The organism is Stenotrophomonas sp. PFBMAA-4, from assembly GCF_030053215.1.
Classification (GTDB): domain Bacteria; phylum Pseudomonadota; class Gammaproteobacteria; order Xanthomonadales; family Xanthomonadaceae; genus Stenotrophomonas.
This window is the reverse complement of sequence record NZ_JASGBW010000020.1, coordinates 14276-34764: the sequence shown is the minus strand read 5'-3', so window position 1 is coordinate 34764 and position 20489 is coordinate 14276. Positions and strand designations below refer to the sequence as shown.

Annotated in this window: 23 protein-coding genes; 8 read left to right on the top strand and 15 right to left on the bottom strand. The window is 66.8% G+C overall.

Annotated elements, in window-relative coordinates; translation table 11 throughout:
* Positions 1-133: 133 nt before the first annotated feature.
* A complete protein-coding gene (locus QMZ26_RS13415) occupies positions 134-1405 on the bottom strand; it encodes a mechanosensitive ion channel domain-containing protein (protein WP_283221756.1) in 1272 nt (423 codons plus the stop codon).
* A 58-nt stretch (positions 1406-1463) separates the two neighbouring features.
* Positions 1464-1817 (bottom strand): dihydroneopterin aldolase, encoded by a 354-nt coding sequence (gene folB / locus QMZ26_RS13410; RefSeq protein WP_283221755.1) that lies wholly within the window; start codon positions 1815-1817, stop codon positions 1464-1466.
* 452 nt (positions 1818-2269) lie between these two features.
* On the opposite strand from folB, the gene QMZ26_RS13405 reads away from it, so the two are divergent.
* A complete protein-coding gene (locus QMZ26_RS13405) occupies positions 2270-2980 on the top strand; it encodes a hypothetical protein (RefSeq protein WP_345782676.1) in 711 nt (236 codons plus the stop codon).
* 33 nt (positions 2981-3013) lie between these two features.
* Here QMZ26_RS13405 and tsaD read toward each other — a convergent pair whose 3' ends face one another.
* Positions 3014-4039, bottom strand: a complete 1026-nt coding sequence (tsaD, locus tag QMZ26_RS13400) for a tRNA (adenosine(37)-N6)-threonylcarbamoyltransferase complex transferase subunit TsaD (RefSeq protein ID WP_079225057.1) — start codon at positions 4037-4039, stop codon at positions 3014-3016.
* A gap of 165 nt (positions 4040-4204) precedes the next feature.
* Here tsaD and rpsU point away from each other — a divergent pair, with 165 nt between their 5' ends.
* The 6 genes from rpsU to QMZ26_RS13370 all read left to right on the top strand — a co-directional run bounded on the left by rpsU (position 4205) and on the right by QMZ26_RS13370 (position 9372).
* The gene (gene rpsU, locus QMZ26_RS13395) at positions 4205-4420 is read left to right on the top strand and encodes a 30S ribosomal protein S21 (RefSeq protein ID WP_002808376.1); all 216 of its coding nucleotides are present in this window, start codon (positions 4205-4207) and stop codon (positions 4418-4420) included.
* Positions 4421-4553: 133 nt separating this feature from the next.
* On the top strand, positions 4554-4997 hold the full coding sequence (locus QMZ26_RS13390) for a GatB/YqeY domain-containing protein (protein WP_079225055.1): 444 nt from the start codon (positions 4554-4556) through the stop codon (positions 4995-4997).
* A 126-nt stretch (positions 4998-5123) separates the two neighbouring features.
* Positions 5124-6044 carry a YihY/virulence factor BrkB family protein gene (locus QMZ26_RS13385; protein ID WP_108745780.1) on the top strand — a complete coding sequence of 307 codons (921 nt, stop codon included), beginning with the start codon at positions 5124-5126 and terminating at the stop codon, positions 6042-6044.
* 60 nt (positions 6045-6104) lie between these two features.
* Positions 6105-7847 (top strand): DNA primase, encoded by a 1743-nt coding sequence (dnaG, locus tag QMZ26_RS13380; protein ID WP_283221754.1) that lies wholly within the window; start codon positions 6105-6107, stop codon positions 7845-7847.
* Between the two features lie 25 nt (positions 7848-7872).
* Positions 7873-8373, top strand: a complete 501-nt coding sequence (locus QMZ26_RS13375; protein ID WP_283221753.1) for a sulfur transferase domain-containing protein — start codon at positions 7873-7875, stop codon at positions 8371-8373.
* A gap of 27 nt (positions 8374-8400) precedes the next feature.
* On the top strand, positions 8401-9372 hold the full coding sequence (locus QMZ26_RS13370; RefSeq protein WP_097048522.1) for a bile acid:sodium symporter family protein: 972 nt from the start codon (positions 8401-8403) through the stop codon (positions 9370-9372).
* Positions 9373-9612: 240 nt separating this feature from the next.
* Here the strand turns inward: QMZ26_RS13370 and QMZ26_RS13365 are convergent, their stop codons facing one another.
* The 6 genes from QMZ26_RS13365 to QMZ26_RS13340 all read right to left on the bottom strand — a co-directional run bounded on the left by QMZ26_RS13365 (position 9613) and on the right by QMZ26_RS13340 (position 15039).
* A complete protein-coding gene (locus QMZ26_RS13365) occupies positions 9613-10338 on the bottom strand; it encodes a hypothetical protein (protein WP_283221752.1) in 726 nt (241 codons plus the stop codon).
* 186 nt (positions 10339-10524) lie between these two features.
* Positions 10525-11334: a calcium-binding protein gene (locus tag QMZ26_RS13360; RefSeq protein WP_283221751.1), complete on the bottom strand. Its 810-nt coding sequence runs from the start codon at positions 11332-11334 to the stop codon at positions 10525-10527.
* A gap of 252 nt (positions 11335-11586) precedes the next feature.
* Positions 11587-12480, bottom strand: a complete 894-nt coding sequence (gene cyoE / locus QMZ26_RS13355) for a heme o synthase (protein ID WP_283221750.1) — start codon at positions 12478-12480, stop codon at positions 11587-11589.
* Between the two features lie 4 nt (positions 12481-12484).
* Positions 12485-13648: a COX15/CtaA family protein gene (locus QMZ26_RS13350; RefSeq protein WP_283221749.1), complete on the bottom strand. Its 1164-nt coding sequence runs from the start codon at positions 13646-13648 to the stop codon at positions 12485-12487.
* Between the two features lie 10 nt (positions 13649-13658).
* Positions 13659-14228, bottom strand: a complete 570-nt coding sequence (locus QMZ26_RS13345) for a hypothetical protein (protein WP_283221748.1) — start codon at positions 14226-14228, stop codon at positions 13659-13661.
* Positions 14229-14322: 94 nt separating this feature from the next.
* Positions 14323-15039: an SURF1 family protein gene (locus QMZ26_RS13340; protein WP_283221747.1), complete on the bottom strand. Its 717-nt coding sequence runs from the start codon at positions 15037-15039 to the stop codon at positions 14323-14325.
* A gap of 57 nt (positions 15040-15096) precedes the next feature.
* Here QMZ26_RS13340 and QMZ26_RS13335 point away from each other — a divergent pair, with 57 nt between their 5' ends.
* Complete coding sequence (locus QMZ26_RS13335; protein WP_049468560.1) at positions 15097-15315, top strand: twin transmembrane helix small protein; 219 nt, start codon at positions 15097-15099, stop codon at positions 15313-15315.
* Positions 15316-15335: 20 nt separating this feature from the next.
* Here the strand turns inward: QMZ26_RS13335 and QMZ26_RS13330 are convergent, their stop codons facing one another.
* The 6 genes from QMZ26_RS13330 to QMZ26_RS13305 all read right to left on the bottom strand — a co-directional run bounded on the left by QMZ26_RS13330 (position 15336) and on the right by QMZ26_RS13305 (position 20237).
* Positions 15336-16211: a cytochrome c oxidase subunit 3 gene (locus QMZ26_RS13330; protein ID WP_079225028.1), complete on the bottom strand. Its 876-nt coding sequence runs from the start codon at positions 16209-16211 to the stop codon at positions 15336-15338.
* 13 nt (positions 16212-16224) lie between these two features.
* Entirely contained in the window at positions 16225-16815 is a 591-nt protein-coding gene (locus QMZ26_RS13325; protein ID WP_079225026.1) for a cytochrome c oxidase assembly protein, read from the bottom strand.
* A complete protein-coding gene (locus QMZ26_RS13320; RefSeq protein WP_283221746.1) occupies positions 16812-16937 on the bottom strand; it encodes a hypothetical protein in 126 nt (41 codons plus the stop codon). The genes QMZ26_RS13325 and QMZ26_RS13320 overlap by 4 nt, the downstream gene beginning before the upstream one ends.
* 185 nt (positions 16938-17122) lie before the next feature.
* Positions 17123-18730 carry a cytochrome c oxidase subunit I gene (gene ctaD, locus QMZ26_RS13315; protein WP_283221745.1) on the bottom strand — a complete coding sequence of 536 codons (1608 nt, stop codon included), beginning with the start codon at positions 18728-18730 and terminating at the stop codon, positions 17123-17125.
* 59 nt (positions 18731-18789) lie between these two features.
* Positions 18790-19749 (bottom strand): cytochrome c oxidase subunit II, encoded by a 960-nt coding sequence (coxB, locus tag QMZ26_RS13310; RefSeq protein WP_079225024.1) that lies wholly within the window; start codon positions 19747-19749, stop codon positions 18790-18792.
* Between the two features lie 11 nt (positions 19750-19760).
* Entirely contained in the window at positions 19761-20237 is a 477-nt protein-coding gene (locus QMZ26_RS13305) for a DUF2244 domain-containing protein (RefSeq protein WP_079225023.1), read from the bottom strand.
* Positions 20238-20489 lie beyond the last annotated feature (252 nt).

The window sequence follows — 20489 nt, the reverse complement described above, 5'->3', positions numbered from 1 at the left end:
GTCCTTATGAAAACGTTTACAAGCCCGGCATTCTAGCGTTCCCGGGCCATTTGGCGAGAGGTTTCGTCATTCAGTTTCGTGCGCCCGCCCACAGTCTGGGCGGCCCATACGGGGGCGGACGCGAGGGTGGAGCTTACTCCGAGCCGGCCAGTGAGCGCTGCCCTGCCATCAACATGGCATCGCTGGAGGCCTGGAACACCCGCAGGCCAAAGGCCGGAAGGATCGCCAGCAGGTGGTCGAAAATGTCCGACTGCACCCCTTCGTAAACCGCCCAGGCGGTGCTGCGGGTGAAGCAGTAGACCTCCAGCGGCAGGCCCTCTGTGGTGGGCTGCATCTGCCGCACCAGCAGGGTCATGTCGGTATGGACGCCGGGGTGGCTGCGCAGATAGCGCTCCACGTAGGCGCGGAAGGTACCCAGGTTGGTCACCCGGCGGCTGTTCACCTCTGCCACGCCCTGCTCGCGCAGGCGCCCGTTCCACTGCTCCAGCTCCTGCGCCTTGTCGCGCAGGTAATCGCCCAGCAGCGCGAACTGGCCCAGGCGCTGCAGCTCGTCCGTGCCCAGGAAGCCGACGCTGTGCTGGTCCAGGTACAGCGCACGCTTGATCCGGCGGCCGCCGGCCTCCTGCATGCCGCGCCAGTTCTTGAACGACTCGGTCACCAGCTTCTTGGTCGGGATGGTGGTGATGGTCTTGTCGAAGTTCTGCACGGTGATCGTGTGCAGGGCGATGTCGATGACATCACCGTCGGCGTTCTGGCTGGGCATCTCGATCCAGTCGCCCAGGCGCACGCGGCCATCGCCACTGATCTGCACGCTGGCCACCAGCGACAGGATGGTGTCCTGGAAGATCAGCATCAGCACCGCGGTGGCCGCGCCCAGGCCGGTTACCAGCGGGCCGATCTTCACCCCCAGCAGGGTGGCGACGATGGACAGGCCGGCGGCCACGAACACCACGATCTTGACCACCTGCAGGTAGCCCTTGATCGGCTTGTTGCGCGCATCGGGCTTGCGTTCGTACAGGCTGTTGGCCGCATCCAGCGCGTGCGAGAACGCCAGCGACACGGTCAGCACCGCCCACACGATGCACAGCTTGATGATGACATTGACCAGGCCGGGCGGCAGGTCGGGGATGAGGACGATGCCCGAGGCGATCACCTGGCTGGGCACGACGTTGGAAAGCCGCGCGATCACCCGCATCAGGTGGCTGCCGCGCCCGGATTCCGCGCCGGGCAGGCGCTGCAGCAAGCGCCGCAGGCCGCGCACCAGGATGCGCTTGGTCACCCAGTTGGCCAGGCCGGCGGCGACCAGCAGCGCCGTGATCATCAACGCCAGGTAGGCGCCGGGATAGGGTTCCAGTGTGTTCTGCAGCTTGTCCAGCCACTGTACCGCCACCACCGCATCCACCATCGGTTGTCTCCTTCTTTAGTGCTGTTGGGGTTGCCGGCCAGCGGCCGGCACTACCGGGTCAGTCGCGCGAGCGCTCGATGATCACGCCTACCGCGCGCGCGCCGCGCACCGCACCGGGCTTGCTCAGCTTCAGGCGCAGCCACTGCACGTCGAACTCGTCCAGTACGATCTGCGCGCAGCGCTCGGCCAAGGTCTCGACCAGGCCGAATTCCGATTCGCGCACGAACTGCTCCAGGCGCTTGCTCACCGCCTTGTAGTTCAGGGTGTGGGCGATGTCGTCCGATGCCGCCGGACGGCGGTTGTCGAAGCCCATTTCCAGGTCGAACACCAGGTCCTGCCGGATCCGCCGTTCCCAGTCGTAGATGCCGATCAGGGCGTCGATCGTCAGCCCTTCGATGAAAACCTTGTCCATTGCGGTTACCAGCTGGATACAGGCGGCCATGGTAACGGCACGACGGTGAGCCTGCCCGGAACGGGCGGTGGCGTGGGTGCGGCGGGAAAAACAAAGGGCCCCGCTAGCAGGGCCCTCTGGTACTACCGTTTGTCCCCGGGGGGAGCTGTTGAACAGCCGCGAGTCCCGGTGGCGCAGTATTTGGAACTGAAGCAGGTCAGGCCAGCTGATCAAGAGGCGATTACGACTACGCCCGAGCCTCAAAAGACAAAGGGCCCTGCTAGCGGGGCCCTTTGGTACCTCTCAACGTCCCCAGGGGAAGCTGGAATCCAGCCGCGAGTCCCGGAGCACACGCCGCAAGGTTAGAAGTGCCACCCAGCCCGGTCAATGGGCAAATGCGTCACGGCAGACGACCGGGTGGAAAACCGAGCCGATCCACAAAAAAACACTGACGATCATGATGCCGTTTTCTGATGTTCCTGCCTCATTCCCAGGATCAAGGTGAAGCCACGTTCCCTGGGAGTAAGTTGATGAAGGAAAGCAGGATCCTGCAGGCTGCGCTATCCCGGCAACGATGGTCGACCTACGAGCGCATCGCTTCGCGTTGCGTAGTCGATCCGGCCACGCTCTATGCCTGGAACATGCAGATGTGTGCTGCTCTCCTGCCACCGTTGCACATCTGCGAGGTCGTGATCCGCAATGCAGCCGCTGCGGCGCTGGTGCATCGTTATGGTCGATGCTGGCCATGGCATCCAGCGCTGCTGCGCAGCCTTCCTGCCGAAGGCGCGCTTGCCTCGCTATGCGATGTCCGAGGCAGCGCCGAAGCTCCGAAGGATGTACCGGAGGTCATCGCCAAGCTGCGATTCGGCTTCTGGCAGCAATTGTTCGCTCGGCGGTTCGAGCATTCGATCTGGGCCGGGACCATGGGCCTGGCGCTGCCACACGCACCCTCGGCGCCGCTGTCCGTCCTGCGTCGGTCCATCCATGCCGACCTCGACCGCATCCGCCACCTGCGCAACCGCATCGCCCACCACGAACCCATCCTCGAGCGCGACCTCGGTGCCGACCTGGCCGCGATCGGGCGGCTGATCCATGCGCGCTGCCCGCATACCCTGGGGTGGCTGCAGCGCCATGAACGGGCGACGACGGTGCTGGCGGCATCGCCGTTGGCGGGGCGCCCGTGATGCGTCCGCCGGGCGCGGCCCGGCGCTACCGGTTCAAACCGCCGGCAGGGTCGCCATGTCCCAGCGCGGGGTGACTTCCACCTTCGGCGGGTTGTGCTGGCCGGCCTGCAGGCGCAACGCGCCAGCGAAGGCGATCATCGCGCCGTTGTCGGTGCACAGCGCCGGGCGCGGGAAGCAGGCGCGGCCGCCCAGGCGTTCGGCCATCTGCTGCAGGCGCGCGCGCAGGCGCTTGTTCGCACCCACGCCGCCCGCCACCACGATCACGTTGGTGCCCGCCGCTTCCAGCGCGCGTTCGCACTTGATGGACAGGGTCTCCACCACCGCGTCCTCAAAGCCACGGGCGATGTCGGCGCGGGTCTGTTCGCTCTGGTCGCTGTCGCGCCAGGCCATCAGGACCTGGGTCTTCAGGCCGGAGAAGCTGAAATCCAGCCCCGGGCGGTCGGTCATCGGCCGCGCGAAGCGGTAGGCGCCCGGCGTGCCCTGCTCGGCCAGCCTGGCCAGCTGCGGGCCGCCCGGGTAAGGCAGGCCCATCAGCTTGGCGGTCTTGTCGAAGGCCTCGCCGGCCGCATCGTCCAGGGTCTCGCCCAGCAGGCGGTACTGGCCGATGGCGTCCACCGCCACCAGCTGGGTGTGGCCGCCCGATACCAGCAGGGCCACGAACGGGGCTTCCGGCGGGTCGTCTTCCATCAGCGGCGCCAGCAGGTGGCCTTCCATATGGTGTACGCCCACTGCCGGTACCTCCAGCGCCCAGGCCAGCGAACGGGCCACGCCCGCGCCGACCAGCAGGGCGCCGACCAGGCCGGGGCCAGCCGTATAGGCCACCCCGTCGATGTCGCCCACGCCCAGGCCGGCCTCAGCCAGGGTCTGGCGCACCAGCGGCAGCAGCTTGCGGACGTGGTCGCGGCTGGCCAGCTCGGGCACCACACCGCCGTACTCGGCGTGCAGCGCGATCTGGCTGTAGACCGCATGGGCGCGCAGGGCCGCGCTGCCGGCCAGGTCGGTGTCATACACCGCCACGCCGGTCTCATCACAGGAAGATTCGATGCCAAGGACTCGCATGCCTGCTATTATGACGCCCCTGCCGCCCCCTCGGGGGACGTGCAGATCCCACTGCTTTCGAACCCCGGCCCGCATTCAGGGTTGGACGCTTGCAGTTTGTTGATTCGCCGCTATAATGTGCGGCTCGCCGGGCGTGACCCGGTTCTACTGTGTCCCGGAGATTCCATGCCCAGCGTCAAAGTCCGCGAGAACGAGCCCTTCGAGTTTGCTCTTCGCCGCTTCAAGCGCACTTGCGAAAAGGCCGGTGTGCTGGCCGAAACCCGCAAGCGCGAGTTCTACGAAAAGCCGACCCAGGAGCGCAAGCGCAAGGCCGCCGCTGCTGTGAAGCGTCAGCTGCGCCGCTCGTCGCGCGACGTCACCAAGCGTCAGCGCCTGTACTGATCGGACGCATCTTCATTGCGACGGGCTTGCCTGTCGCAGTGGAGCCGAAGCCGGCACGCGCAAGCGTCGCCGGCTTTTTGCGTTTCCGGGTTCGGGTATCCGCCCCTGCCCCACCACCACCACGAGGTTCCTCATGAGCATGAAGCAGCAGCTCACCGACGACATGAAGGCCGCCATGAAGGCGGGCGAGAAGCACAAGCTGGGCGTGATCCGCCTGATCAACGCCGCCATCAAGCAGAAGGAAGTGGACGAGCGTGTCGAGCTGGATGACACCGCCGTCATCGCCGTGCTGGACAAGATGGTCAAGCAGCGCAAGGACTCGGTCACCCAGTTCGTGGCCGCCAGCCGTGAAGACCTGGCCGAGATCGAGCGCGCCGAGATCGTGGTGATCGAAGCCTACCTGCCGGCCAAGATGGGCGAGGCCGAGATCGTGGCCGCCATCCAGGCCGCCATTGCCGAGACCGGTGCCACCGGCGCGGCCGACATGGGCAAGCTGATGGGCGCACTGAAGCCCAAGCTGGCCGGCCAGGCCGACATGGGCCTGGTGTCCAAGCTGGTCAAGCAGCAGCTGTCGTAATCCAGCGTTTCATCCGGTAGCGCCGGGCCATGCCCGGCGTTTCCCAACGTCGCCGGGCATGGCCCGGCGCTACCTGTGTCTGTCTGCTTCACCACGCCTTCGACCCCCGGCTGTTACAACAGCCGCATGGTTGAACCCGCGTCCCCTGTCCCCGTGAATCTACGCAAATACGTCCAGCGCCTGCAGGACAGCTTTCCCATGGCCGTCGGCAAGCGCTTCGTCGAGATCGACGTGCTCACCCAGGCCGCCTCGGTCTCCTTCTACGCCCTGCTCTCGATGGCACCCCTGCTGGTGCTGCTGCTGTGGCTGACCGCCTCGCTGTATCCCCCCGCGCAGCAGGCTCTGGTCGAACAGATCAGCGCCGCCGCCGGCAGCAGCGCGGCCACCGTGGCCGAAACCGTACTGAAGAACGCCGACAACCAGCCGGACGTCGGTTCGCTGGCCGGGCTGTGGAGCACCCTGCTGCTGTTCATCGGTGCCACCGCGGTGTTCGCCCAGCTGCAGAACGCACTCAACCTGATCTTCCGCACCAGCGGCGAGCGGCTCGAGGGCATCAAGGCCTGGCTGCGCAAGCGCGTGTTCTCCTTCGGCGTGGTGCTGGCACTGGGCTTCCTGCTGATCCTGTCGATGACCGCCACCACCATGCTGCAGGTGGCCTTCGCCCAGTTGCCCTCGATCCTGCCGGCCATCGGCTATCTCACCAGCCTGCTGCTGTATGCGGTCGGCTTCGCTTTCATGTACCACTACCTGCCGGACCGACGCGTAGCCTGGCGCCAGGCCTTCATCGGCGGCGTCATCACCTCGGCACTGTTCGCGCTGGGCCGCTATGGCATCGGCGTGTACATCGCCACCGTCGCCCCCGGCAGCGCATACGGTTCGATGGGCGCGCTGGTCATCTCGCTGGTCTGGATCTACTACGCCACCGTGGTGTTCTTCGTCGGCGCACTGATGACCGCGGTGATCGACGAGCGCCTGCGCGCACGTACCCACCTGGCCGCTGCCGGCATCGATCCGGCCAACGCCGGCCCCCTGCCCGGCAGGGAGTAAACTAGGCGGATTGATCGTCCGCCTCGCGTGGCCCCTGGCCGCGCCCCTGCCCTGTTGCCCATGGCCCGTATCCCCGACGCATTCATCGACGACCTGCTGGCCCGCTCCGACATCGTCGAGGTGGTGGGCAGCCGCGTGCCGTTGAAGCGCCAGGGCAAGGAATATGCGGCGCGCTGCCCGTTCCATGACGAGCGCTCGGCCTCGTTCACGGTCTCGCCCACCAAGCAGTTCTACCACTGCTTCGGCTGCGGCGCGCACGGCACCGCCATCAGCTTCCTGATGAACTACGACCGCCTCGAATTCCTCGATGCGGTGGATGAACTGGCCAAGCGCGCCGGCATGGAAGTGCCGCGCAGCGAGAACCCGCGCAACGCCCAGCAGCAGGACGACAGCCGCGAGCTGTATTCCGCGCTGGATGCGGCGACGAAGTTCTTCCAGAAGAACCTCGAAGGCAGCGAGAAGGCCCGTACCTACCTGGACGGCCGCGGCGTGGACGAGGAAAACCGCGCGCGCTTCCAGATCGGCTATGCGCCGGACGGCTACAGCGGCCTGCGCGATGCGCTGGGCAAGGACGAGCGGCGGATGAAGCTGCTCGACCGCGCCGGCCTGTTTTCCAAGAACGATCGCGGCCACGTCTACGACAAGTTCCGCGACCGGGTGATGTTCCCGATCTTCGACCGCCGTGGCCGTGTCATCGCCTTCGGCGGCCGCGTGTTCGAGAAGGACGACGGCCCCAAGTACCTCAACTCGCCGGAAACCGCGCTGTTCCACAAGGGCCGCGAGCTGTACGGCCTGTGGCAGGTGCGCCAGGCCAACCAGAAGATCGAGCGGCTGATCGTGGTCGAGGGCTACATGGACGTGGTCTCGCTGTTCCAGTTCGGGGTCACCCAGGCGGTGGCCACGCTGGGCACGGCCACCACGCCGGACCACGCCGAGCTGCTGTTCCGCAATGCGCCGGACGTGTTCTTCTGCTTCGACGGCGACGCCGCCGGCCGCCGTGCCGGCTGGAAGGCGCTGGAGTCGGTGCTGCCGCGCATGAAGGATGGCCGCCAGGCGTTCTTCCTGTTCCTGCCCGATGGCGAAGACCCGGACACCATCGTGCGCAAGGAAGGCGCCGAGGTCTTCAACGAGCGCCTGAAGCAGGCCACGCCGCTGTCGCAGTTCTTCTTCGACGAACTGACCCGCGAGATCAACCTGGGCACGCTGGATGGCAAGGCGCGCCTGGCCGAGCGGGCCAAGCCGATGCTGGCGCAGATTCCCGATGGTGCCTTCGGCGACCTGATGAAGCAGCAGCTGGCACAGCTGACCGGCCTGGGGGCTGGCAACGCTGCGGCCACGCGCGCGCCGATGCCGCAGCGCGCGCCGGCCCGGCAGATCCAGCCCATCGCCAAGCGCAGCCTGGTGCGTGGTGCCATCGCCGTGCTGCTGCAGCAGCCGTCGCTGGCGATGAGCCTGGGCGGCAAGCACCATTTCCAGGGCCTGCGCCTGCCCGGCGTGGAGCTGCTGCTGGAACTGCTGGGCCTGGTCGAACAGCGCCCGGACATCAGCACCGGCGCCCTGCTGGAACACTTCGATGGCCGCGAAGAACAGGCCTCGCTGCACACGCTGGCTGCGCAGACCATGCCCGGCGACGAGGCGATGTGGACCCAGGAACTGCACGACGCGGTGGCCCAGCTGGAGAAACAACTGCTGGTGCAACGTCTGGACGAGCTGTTGGCAAAGCAGCGCCAGCAGGGCCTGGACGATACTGACAAGTACGAACTGCGCGAACTCTTGAAGGCCCGCGCCACCCTGCGCCTGTAGCGGCAGCCCCACACACGGAGAGAGCATGCTGCTGCGCCTGACCTGCCTGCTGTTGCTGTCACTCTGCACGACCCTGCCCGCCTGGGCCGGGGACACGCCGCTCAATGAAGTCCGCCCCGGCCTGTATGCCGGCGGCCAGCCCAGTGCCGCACAGCTGCAGGCGCTGGCCGCGCAGGGCGTGCGCACGGTCATCGACCTGCGCCAGCCCGGCGAGGACCGGGGGTTCGACGAAACCGCCCAGGCCGAGGCGTTGGGCCTGCGCTACGTGCGCATCCCGGTGGCCGGCGCCGAGGGCCTGGATGCGGCCAACGTGCGCGCGGTGCACCAGGCACTGCAGCAGAGCCAGGGCCCGGTGCTGCTGCACTGCGCGTCGGGCAACCGTGCCGGCGCCGTGCTCGGCCTGGTCAACGCCCGCTACGAACAGGCCAGCCCCGAGCAGGCCCTGCAGCTGGGCCAGCGCGCTGGCCTGACCTCACTGGAAGCGGCCACCCGGCAACGCCTGGCCGCACCCGTTTCCCATCCCTGACCCCCTGCAACGAGGAGCCTGCCCACCATGACCCGCTGGTGGTCGCGCCTGCGACCGGACAACTTCACCCTCGCCCTGCTGTGCACCGTCGGCCTGGCCTCGCTGCTGCCGATGAAGGGCGCCGCCGCCATCGTGCTGGACGATGTCACCACCGTCGCCATCGCCGCGCTGTTCTTCCTGCATGGCGCGCGCCTGCCACGCGAGTCGATCATCGGCGGCATGCTGCACTGGCGGCTGCACCTGACCATCCTGGCGTGCACCTTCATCCTGTTCCCGCTGCTGGGCCTGCTGTTCAAGCCGCTGTCCGGCTGGCTGCTGACGCCTGAGCTGTACATGGGCGTGCTGTTCCTGTGCACCCTGCCCTCCACCGTGCAGTCGTCCATCGCCTTCACCTCGATGGCGCGCGGCAACGTGCCGGCGGCGGTGTGCAGCGCTTCGCTGTCGAGCATCCTCGGCGTGTTCCTCACGCCCCTGCTGCTGACCGCACTGGCCGGTACCTCCGGCGGCGTGCATGACCCGCTGCATGCCATCGGCGGCATCATGCTGCAGCTGCTGGTGCCATTCGTGGCCGGCCACCTGTTGCGGCCGTGGATCGCCGGCTGGGTGGAAAAGCAGCGTGCGCTGCTGCGCTACACCGACCAGGCGACCATTCTGCTGGTGGTGTATTCGGCCTTCGGCGAAGCCGTGACCGAGGGGCTGTGGAGCAAGACGCCGCTGCTGTCCCTGTTCGCCGTGGCCGTGGTGGCCGCCGTGCTGCTGGGCATCGCGATGCCGCTCATCACCTTCCTGGCCCGCCGCCTGCACTTCAACCGCGAGGACGAGATCGCCATCGTGTTCTGTGGGTCGAAGAAGAGCCTGGCCACCGGCGTGCCGATCGCCAAGGTGCTGTTCGCCGGCGGCAGCCTGGGCGCCATCGTGCTGCCGGTGATGATCTACCACCAGATCCAGCTGATCGTCTGCGGCGTGATCGCGCAGCGGTATGCGAAGCGCGCGCCCTGATTGGGCGCGCGGGTTGTTGTGGGGAGACCATCCACGCATGGCGTGGATCTACTGAACGCGCGGGTGGTTGTGGGAACCCCATCCACGCGTGGCGTGGATCTACTGGGCGCGCGGTGGTTGTGGGAACCCCATCCACGCGTGGCGTGGATCTACTGGGCGCGCGGGTTGTTGCGGGGAGACCATCCACGCATGGCGTGGATCTACTGTAGAGCCGAGCCCATGCTCGGCTGATTGCCGCCGCTAATCCACGATGGCCGCGGCGATGTCATGCAGCACTCGGGCGTTGCGCTCCACGTCACTGCCCGGCTCGCCTGTGGCAATCAGGCTGTAGGTCTTGCTGTCTCCCGTCCAGGCAAGCTCTACCCGGGTACGGCCGGCACCATCAACAACCTTTCCAAGGTTAGCGGGCTTGCCGTTCACCTCGGTGTTCTGCGCCTCCGCGATGACCTCGATCTGCATGCCCGCAGCGAGGAAGTTGTTCTCGCTGAACTCCACGATGCCGACACCCTCCAGCCGGTAGAAGCGGCTCAGGCCCGAGGACTTTGCACCGTCCAACGCGCCACTCGGCTCCATGCCGATCAGCTCGGCGGGTCCGAGGAGAGTAGCGTCCAGCCTGCTGGGAGGCTGCGGCAAACGCTGGCGTAGTTCCGACGCAGAACGCTGAGTACGCGGCACGGCAGCCAGTATTTCGACCTGCGTTGGAATGTTCCCTTCGACAACCTGCACGACACTCTTGGCTCGTTTGATATCAGCACGAAGCTGCTGCTTGACCTCTTCGGGGGCATCCATATCTGCCAATCGCACGATGCGGTAGCTGCCCACCGGCGACGTGTCCGCGTTTAAAGCGGCCTGCATGGTGCGTTGATGCAGCCATTGCCCGACCACGTCAGCTTCCGCATCAACCTGGGATGCGCATGTAGTTGCCGAGATCGGGATGCAGGCAACAAGCAGCAGATTGAAGTTCATTGCGACCACCTTGCTCCACAGAAGGACGAGTCATCAACGGCCGCAGTGCGGCCCTCGCAAGCAGAGATCGACACCGGGTGCAAAGGATTCGGTGGGAAATCATCCACGCGTGGCGTGGATCTACCGGACCACGGATGGCGCGAGCCTGCAGTAGATCCACGCCATGCGTGGATGAGTTGCGCGACGCTACGGGTCTACCAGCGTGCCGACGCTCAGCTGCGGCATCCACACCCACAAGTCGTACTGGCGGCCGGCATGGGTATCGACCCGTGGGCCGCGCGCCACCTGTTCGGGCACTGACCGCGCCATGCAAGTGCCCGCGCATCCCCAGTACTGGCCATGCTGCGCTTGCAGCCCCACGCTGTAGATATCCAGATCCCGCAGCAGCGATGCCATCGGCCGTGTCTGCATTTCAGGCGGCGCACCTGCCGGCCGCTGCAGCATGGCGTGCACGTTGCCGGTCAGCACCAGCATGCGTGCGCCAGCTGGCACGCGCCGGTACAGACGCCGCAGCTCGGCTGCCATGCGGTTGTCGCGTGTCTGGTTGTTGCCATCACTGTGGTTGACGTCATAGCCGACCACGTCGATGGCACGCCCCCGTGCCTTCAGCGCGCGCAGGTCTTCGATCAGCGCCAGCATGTCGCGGCTGCGACGGCCATCGTGCTGGTCGTCGTGCACGGTCCAGAACGCGCGGCCGTGCAGGCGCTGGCGTGCCGCGGCCCCGCCATCGGAAGCCAGGTAATCGCGCAGCGTGGGGTTTTCGGCACGCTTCAGTTCCAGCGCCAAGAATACCGGCGTGCCATCGCGGCTGTAATCGTCCACCAGCTGCCGCACCAGCAGCGGCGTCTCGCGTGTTCCGTGCAATTCACCCAGCACCAGCATGCGGTGGTCGGCGGTGTGCTGGCGGATCTGCGAGGCAGTGTCATCGGCATGCGCGGTCACGGCCATGCCCAGCGCCAGGATCAGCGCGGTGGTCCAGCGGTAGATCGAATGCATCCCTGCTGCTTCCTTTCCCTGGGGTCAGGAACAGCAATGGCGGCGCCACGAGCGCGGTTCAAGGTGATCCACGCCATGCGTGGATGTTCCGGCAATCAGCCGAGCATGGGCTCGACTCTACAGGGCCACGCCCGCCTCGGCCTTCCAGTAGATCCACGCCATGCGTGGATGTCCGCGCGATCAGGCGGGGTCAGAGCCCCTTCGGGGATCCGGCAATCAGCCGAGCATGGGCTCGGCTCTACAGGTGGCCCATCACATCCAGGGCAGGATCCAGTGGTCCACCAGCAGGAACGCGAACAGCGCCATCAGGTACACGATGGAGTAGTGGAACATCTTCATCGAGAACAGCTCGTCCGGCGGGTTCAGCATGCGCCAGGCGTACCAGAGGAACACGGCATTGAGCACGATCGCGCCGCCCAGGTAGAACGGGCCGCTCATGCCCACCAGGTACGGCACCACGCACACCAGCGCCAGCACCACCGAATACGCCATGATCTGCTTGCGCGTGTGCACCACGCCATGGGTCACCGGCAGCATCGGGATCTTCGCCTTGGCGTAGTCCTCGCGGCGGAAGATCGCCAGCGCCCAGAAGTGCGGCGGGGTCCAGATGAAGATGATCAGCACCAGCAGCGACGAGTACGCCCAGTCCGACGAACCCTGCATGCCGGTGATCGCCGCCCAGCCCAGCATCGGCGGCATCGCGCCGGCCAGGCCGCCGATGACGATGTTCTGCGAGGTCGCACGCTTCAGGTACACGGTGTAGATCACCGCATAGCCGATCAGCGAAGCGAAGGTCAGCACCGCGGTGATCCAGTTCACCCACAGCAGCAGGATCGCCATCGACAGCACGATCAGCACGCTGGCAAACACCAGCACCTGCCACGGCTTGACCTTGCCCACCACCAGCGGGCGCCACGAGGTGCGCGCCATCTGCGCATCGATGTGCGCATCCAGCAGCTGGTTGATGGCGGCGGCAGCCGAAGCGGCCAGCCAGATGCCGAGGAAGCCGAGCGCACCGGCGCGCACCTGTTCCCAGCTGGGCACGCCCGGAATGGCCAGGACCATGCCGACCAGGGCGGTGAAGACGATCAGGGCCACGACCTTGGGTTTGGTCAGGTCCCAGTACTGGCGGTAATTGGAAAACATGGAATCAGTCCGGGGCACGCAGGCGGGCCAGCAGGCTGACCAGTACGAACAACAGGGCGACGGCCACGCCGTTGTGGGCCACGGCCACTTCCAGCGGCAGGGCCAGCTTCACGTTGAGGATGCCCAGGGTGACCTGCAGCACCAGCAGCGCCACCAGCGCGCTGGCCCAGCCACGCATGCTGGGCACGCGGAACAGGCGCAGGCCCAGCCACAGCAGGTAGGCCGCCACCACGATCGCAAACAGGCGGTGCGCCATCTGGATGGCGATGCGCGAGGCGCCATCCAGCACGCCGCCTTCGTAATCCACGCCGATGCCGCGCCACAGGGTGAAGCCTTCGGCGAAGTTGTGCTGCGGCCACCACTGGTTGGCACAGCGCGGGAAATTGTCCAGCGAAGCGCTGCCGCCGCCGCAGGCCAGCGCCGCATAGTTGGCGCTGACCCAGCCACCGAGGGCGATCTGGGTGACCAGCACTGCCACGCCAATGCGCAGCAGCCACTTCAGCTTGGGGGCTTCGGCCAGGGTGATCGGCAGGTGGGTCGCACGCCAGGCCATCCACACCAGCAGCGCGAACATCAGCATGCCGCCCAGCAGGTGGCCCATCACGACGATGGGTTTCAGCAGCAGGGTCACGGTCCACATGCCCAGCAGCGCCTGGAAGATCACCACGGCCAGCGTCAGCAGGGCCGCACGCGCCAGGTCGATGTTGCTCCAGCGCAGTGCCGCCAGCAGCAGGATCGCCTCGCCCACCAGGGCCAGGGCGCTGGCCGTGCCACGCCAGCCCATCATGTACAGCGGTATGCCGGCGGCCACCAGGACGCAGGCGGTCACCACCGCGGTGGTGCCGAAGCGGCGCTTGCGGGTGGCCAGCAGGGCCAGGGTGAGGATCTCGATGCCCAGCGCGCCGGCCAGGAAGCGGTGTACCTGCTCGCGCCAGGCCTTGTGGGTTTCCAGCGGGCGGATCTCGGCGGCGGGGTGGCCGATGGTTTCTTCCACGTGCTGCGGCCAGGTGGCCTGGCCATAGCAGGTCGGCCAGTCCGGGCAGCTCAGGCCGGCATCGGACAGGCGGACGAAGGCACCGAACATGATCGTGCTGGCGGTCATGATCATGGCGAACCACGCCAGGCGGTGGAAGTTGCGATGCAGCGCCGGGCGCGCGGAAAGGCTCATCAAACAGGACTCACTTCAGTTTCAGCAACGTGGCCATGTCCTTGCGCAGGCCGCCCAGGTCACTACCGGGGGCATGGCGCATGATCACGAAGCCGTTCGGATCGATCACGTAGACCGGCAGTCCCGCCGGATCATCGACGCCCGGCAACGCCGCGCGCAGGGCTGGCGACGGAGCCAGCGGCCGCAGCGCGGGCAGCGAGGCGATCGACGCCGGTGGCGTACCGAGCCACAGGATCTCGACATTATCGGCGTTATGGCCGAACAGCTGCCACACCTTGCCCAGTCCCTGCGACAAAGTGACGCACTGCGCGTCACAGGCGCCGACGGGGGCTACCAGCAGGCGCCAGGTCCGCGCTTCGGGGTTCCACGGATAGGCCTGGCCGTTGGCCAGGGTCGGTGGCTGCTGGCGCAGGTCCACCGGCGGCTCCAGCAACTGGCCGGCATTGCGGTGCGCGGTCGGCTGCCAGCCGGTGAAGCGCAGCACGGCGGCCAGCGCCATCGCCCCGAAGAACACGGCGAACAGCAGCACCAGGGTCCGGCGGCCGGAACCGCGCGCCTGCGGGGACGTAGCAGTGTTCATGCAGGGCATTTTCTCACGGTTGGGAAAGGGATGCCGGTAGTGCCGGCCGCTGGCCGGCAGCAGGAAACCGGGGGATGCCGGCCAGCGGCCGGCACTACCGGGCCATGGGGCGCTTCCTGCGGCGCTCCAGCACCAGTGCCACCACCAGCACGGTCAGCGCCAGGCCGAACCACTGCACGGCATAGCCCAGGTGGCGCTGCGGCGGCAGCGTGTTGGGCAGCAGATCGAGGTCGCGCTCATCGCCGAACGGCAGGGCCGGGTCCAGTCGCAGCACCCGGTCAGGCAGCACCGCCAGCCCCAGCACGCGGGCCAGGCCGTCGGCCGGCAGGCGGCTGGCCAGCCAGCGCCCGGCCTCGCCGGTGGGCGACAGCGCCGGCCCCAATGCCAGGCCGGCCGCGGGCGGCGGCGCCAGCAGCCCACGTACCGCCACCGGCGAAGGCGGCGCCGGCAGCTGCGGCAACGTGCGATCCGGCGGCAGCGCGCGCCAGCCGAGGTCGACCAGCAGCACGCTGCCGCCGTCACTCTGGAACGGCCGATAGATCTTCACCCCGGCACGGCCGTGGCGCATCTGGTTGTCCAGCAGCACCACCCCGGGCAGGAAGCGGCCATGGTCGGCCACCCCATGCAGCGCACCGGGCGCGGCCAGGGCCTGCGCCAGTGGCAGTGCCTGCGCCGCCGCGGGCCCCTGCGCATCCAGCATCGCCTGCTTGGCGTGCATGCGCTGCAGCTGCCAGAACCCCAATGCGGTGAACGCGGCCATCGCCAGCACCGCCATCAGCCAGCCGATCAGGCGCGTGTGCTGGCGCATCATGACAAGTCCGCGCAAACGCGGTCAGATAGGCGCATCCATCCTGCCCTCGAGCCGCGCATGAGTGATTCGCTGAAGACCCTGCTGGTAATCGCGTTTCTGATCGTCATCGTCTGGAATCTGGGCGCCGGCCTGTATTACCTGCTGGTCGACCGCGGCCAGACCAAGCGCACGGTCAACGCACTGACACGCCGCATCGGGGTGTCGGTGGCCCTGATCGTACTGGTGATCGTGTGCATCTACATGGGCTGGATCAAGCCGCACGGCATCGGCGGCTGAGGCCGCCGTGACCTGCGCGGTCAAAGCACGTAGACGAACATGAAGAGCATCAGCCACACCACGTCGACGAAGTGCCAGTACCACGCGGCGGCTTCGAACGCGAAGTGGTTGTCGCGGGTGAAATGGCCCTTGGCCGAGCGCAGCCACATCACGATCAGCATGATCGTGCCCAGCAGCACGTGCGCGCCGTGGAAGCCGGTCAGCATGAAGAACGTCGAACCGTAGATGCCCGAACCCAGGGTCAGGTTCAGCTCCTTGTAGGCGTGGATGTACTCCTCCGCCTGCAGGGTGAGGAAGCCCAGGCCGAGCAGCACGGTCACGCCCAGCCAGACCAGCAGCTGGCGGCGGTTGCCGGCCTTCAACGCATGGTGGGCGATGGTCAGGGTCACGCCGGAGGTCAGCAGGATCAGCGTATTGATCAGCGGCAGGCCCCAGGCCGGGATGGTCTGGAACGCACCGCCGATGGCGGCCGGCCCGTTGGTCGGCCAGCCTGCGGAATAGCCCTGCCACAGCAGCTCGTTGGTCATCACCCCGCGGCCTTCGCCGCTGAGCCAGGACAGGCCCAGGTTGCGCGTGTAGAACAGCGCGCCGAAGAAGGCCCCGAAGAACATCACTTCGGAGAAGATGAACCAGACCATGCCCATCCGGAACGAGCCGTCGACCTGGCGGTTGTAGTGGCCGGCCTGCGATTCGCGCACCACGTCACTGAACCACCAGAACAGGGTCAGCACCAGCATCGCGATGCCGATGTAGAAGGTCCAGCGCCCCCAGCTGGCATCGTTGAGCCAGCTGGCCACGCCGACCATGGTCACCATCATCGCGATGGAGCCCACGAACGGCCACCGGCTCTGGGCCGGGACGAAGTACACGTTGGCGTCGGTCGGTGTCTGGGCCATGTCGGTATCCGGGTCAGGGAGCGGCGTGCGCGCCTTCCGAGGTGGCGGCAGGTGCCAGCCGGTCGGACAGCGCGTCGTTGCGGTAGAAGGTGTAGGACAAGGTGATCGTCCTGATTTCCGGCGGCAGGTCCGGATCGACGATGAAGCGCACCGGCATGTCGCGCTTCTCGCCGGCCTGCAGCGTCTGCGCGGTGAAACAGAAGCATTCGGTCTTGCTGAAGAAGCCCGACGCGCGCGCCGGTGCGACGGAAGGCACCGCGCTGCCGACCACGGCGTTGGCGCTGTCGTTGCGGGCGAAGTACAGCGCTTCATTGAGTTCGCCCGGCACCACGTCCATGGTCAGCTGCTCGGGGTGGAACGACCACGGCAGCCGCGAATTGACGCCGCCATCGAACTCCACACGCACGGTGCGCTTGCCGGCCGCAGCGCCGGTGCTGGCCTCGCTGCCGGGGCCGCGCTCCAGGCGCACGCCGAAGACCTTCTCGCAGGCGATGCGGTACAGCGGCACCAGCGAGAACGTCAGCAGGAATACCGCCACCGCCACGCCGATCAGGCGCGGCAGCCCGGCACTGCGGGACGGAGCGGTGGCCGGCGCCTCGCTCATCGGCCGATCACCCCGCTGAGGATGAAGCCGACGTAGACCAGCACCGCGATGGCGCCGACCCACAGGGCGGTGCGCCTGGCGCGCTGGCGTTGCTGGTAGAGCCGACCGTTGGTCGGATGCATCTCGCCAGTCGACCAACGGTCGACTCTACCGGTCGGCTGCATCTCGCCAGTCGACCAACGGTCGACTCTACCGGTCGGCTGCTCTGCGCTGTTGTAGAGCCGACCGTTGGTCGGCTGCTTCTCGTCAGCCGAGCATGGCTCGGCTCTACACGGGGCAAGCGGGCTCTCGTTATGCATGCCCCACCTCAATGCGTGATGTCGTCATGGGCCAGATCCCCCGGGCGGATGGTCGGCGGCGTGGTGAAGGTGTGCGCCGGCGCCGGCGACGGCAGCGTCCACTCCAGGCCGCGCGCACCTTCCCAGCTGCGCGCTTCGGCCTTCTTGCCGTTGCGCAGCGAGGACAGCAGGATCGCGGCCATCATGAACGGCGTGGCGAACATGCCGAACGCACCGATCGAGCTGATCAGGTTCCAGTCGGCGAAGGCCACGCTGTAATCGGGGATGCGGCGCGGCATGCCGGCCAGGCCGAGGAAGTGCTGCGGGAAGAACAGCAGGTTGACGAACACGATCGACCACCAGAAGTGCACCTTGGCCCACTTCTCGCTGTACATGCGCCCGGTCCACTTCGGCCACCAGTAGTACACCGCGGCGATCAGCGCGAACACCGCGCCGGTCACCAGCACGTAGTGGAAGTGGGCCACCACGAAGTAGGTGTCGTGGTACTGGAAGTCGGCCGCCACGATGGCCAGCATCAGGCCGGAGAAGCCACCGATGGTGAACAGGATGACGAAGGCCACCGACCACAACATCGGTGCCTCGAACGTCAGCGAGCCACGCCACATGGTGCTGACCCAGTTGAACACCTTCACGCCGGTCGGGATCGAGATCAGCATGGTGGCGAACATGAAGTAGATCTCGCCGCCCAGCGGCATGCCCACGGTGAACATGTGGTGGGCCCAGACGATGAACGACAGGAAGGCGATCGCGGCGGTGGCGTACACCATTGCCTGGTAGCCGAACAGCGGCTTGCGGCTGAAGGTCGGGATGATCTCGCTGACCACGCCGAAGGCGGGCAGGATCATGATGTAGACCTCGGGATGGCCGAAGAACCAGAAGATGTGCTGGTACATCACCGGGTCACCGCCACCGGCGGCGTTGAAGAAGCTGGTGCCGAAGAACTTGTCGGTCAGCAGCATGGTCACTGCACCGGCCAGCACCGGCATCACCGCAATCAGCAGGAAGGCGGTGATCAGCCAGGCCCAGCAGAAGATCGGCATCTTCAGCAGGTCGATGCCCGGCGCACGCATGTTGAGCACGGTGGCGATGATGTTGATCGCGCCCATGATCGAGCTGATGCCGGCGACGTGGATGGCGAACACGCTGAAGGCCACGTTGTAGCCGCCCTGCAGCGACAGCGGCGGGTACAGCGTCCAGCCACCGGCCGGCGCGCCACCGGGCAGGAACAGGGTCAGCAACAGCAGGCTGAAGGCCACCGGCAGCAGCCAGAACGACCAGTTGTTCATGCGCGGCAGGGCCATGTCCGGCGCGCCGATCTGCAGCGGGATCATCCAGTTGGCCAGGCCGACGAAGGCCGGCATGACGCCGCCGAAGATCATCACCAGGGCATGCACGGTGGTCATCTGGTTGAAGAACTCGGGCTTGACGAACTGCAGGCCCGGCTGCGCCAGCTCGGCCCGGATCACCACGCTCATCGCCGCACCGATGATGAACATGATGAAGCTGAAGCCCAGGTACAGCGTGCCGATGTCCTTGTGGTTGGTCGAGAAGAACCAACGCTCGAAGAAACTCTGGTGGTGGTGGTGATCGTCGTGCCCAACTGCCGAGTGCGCCATCGCAAAACACCTCTCAGAATCGGTTGTCGCCACGGCCGCGAACGGCCGCGGGCTTTACATCACGCGCCGCTGGCTGCGGTGGCAGGGGTATCGCCGGCTTCGGCCGCCGCAGGTGCGGCCGGCGCTGCCGGCGCCTCGCCTGCCGGTGCCGCCGGTTCGGCCGGTGCCGCAGGCGTGGCAGGCGCAGCCGGTGCCGGCTTGCGCTGCGCCAGCCACTGCTTGAAGTCTTCCTTGGACACGGCCTCGACCACGATCGGCATGAAGCCATGGTCCTTGCCGCACAGTTCAGCGCACTGCCCGCGGTACACCCCGGGCTGCTCGATGCTGGTCCAGGCCTCGTTGATGAAGCCGGGGATGGCGTCCTGCTTCCAGCCCAGCGCCGGCACCCACCAGGCGTGGATCACGTCATCAGAAGTAATGACGAAGCGCACTTTGGTATCGACCGGCAGCACCAGCCGGTTGTCCACGTCCAGCAGGTAATGCGGATGGCTTTCGCGGGTGGGCACCACGCCACTCTGCCGCACGCGGTCGGACTCGCGGTCCAGGCGGCTGGTGAAGGTAACGTTCTCGCCGAGGTATTCGTACTTCCACATCCACTGGTAGCCGGTGACCTTCACCGTCATCTCGGCATCGCGGGTGTCGTACATCTTGATCAGGTTGGCCGTGGCCGGCCACGCCATCACGATCAGGATGATCACCGGGATCACCGTCCAGATCACCTCGGCCTTGGTGTTGTGGCTGAAGGTGGCGGCCACCGCACCCTTGGATTTGCGGAACTTGAAGATGGCGTAGGCCATCGCCCCGAACACGATGACGCCGATCACCGTGCAGATGATCAACGACAGGTTGTTCGACTCCCAGGCCAGGCGTGAGGTCTGGGTCACCCCCTTGCCCATGTTCAGCTGCCACGGCTTGGGATCGGCCGCCTGCGCCCATGCCCATGCCGGAACCAGTCCCCCGGCCACCAGGCTGGCGACCGCTGCAACGCACTTCGTGCCCCACCTGCTGCTTTGCTTCATTGCCTAGACCCTTAGCGTCGTCGGTTGCCGCCATCGCTGGCGGCGAGCAAGCCTTCAAGCATTTCAGCGAGCGTCTGGCGTTCGGCCGGCGCGAGGAAACTCCCCACCTCCACCTGCCGTCCGCTGGATGCCAGCCGGACCCTCTCGTCGTCGGTGAGCAGGCGCACCCAATGCGGGTGGGCCCGGAACACCGGCGATCCACCGGGTACGGGGATGACCTCCACGCACGCCGGCACGACCCGGATCTCCTCCTGCCGTTCACCGCTGCGCCACAAGGCGCGCAAGGCGGCTGCCAGCAACAGGCTGTACAGCAGCGCGAACAGGGGGGCGAATGCATTGCCGGCCAACCACCCGAGGGCGGAGACCAGCCACATCGCACCCGACAACACGGCAAACAACAGGATGAACTGCCGGGCATCGAGCGCCCGTGGGGGACGCAGCCGCAGCTGCGTACCTGACCCATCCGGAGCTGGAAGCACCTCGATCATGTCGCAACCGCGTTCCTGCCGCGGGAAACGTCTCGATGGTAGCCCCGCCCTCTCACCGGTAGCAAGGGTCCATTCACACTTTTTCCCATGTTGCAATACAGCATGACCCCGGCGGCGCGAATGACGAATTCAGCACAAATGCTGTCGAGCTTTCTGAACACGCTGAATCCGCCACGGCTAGGGGCTATCAGCCCTCTACAAAGGTGTCTGCGGGGCACTTCCGCAGGGCGCAAAAATGATTAAAATCGCCAA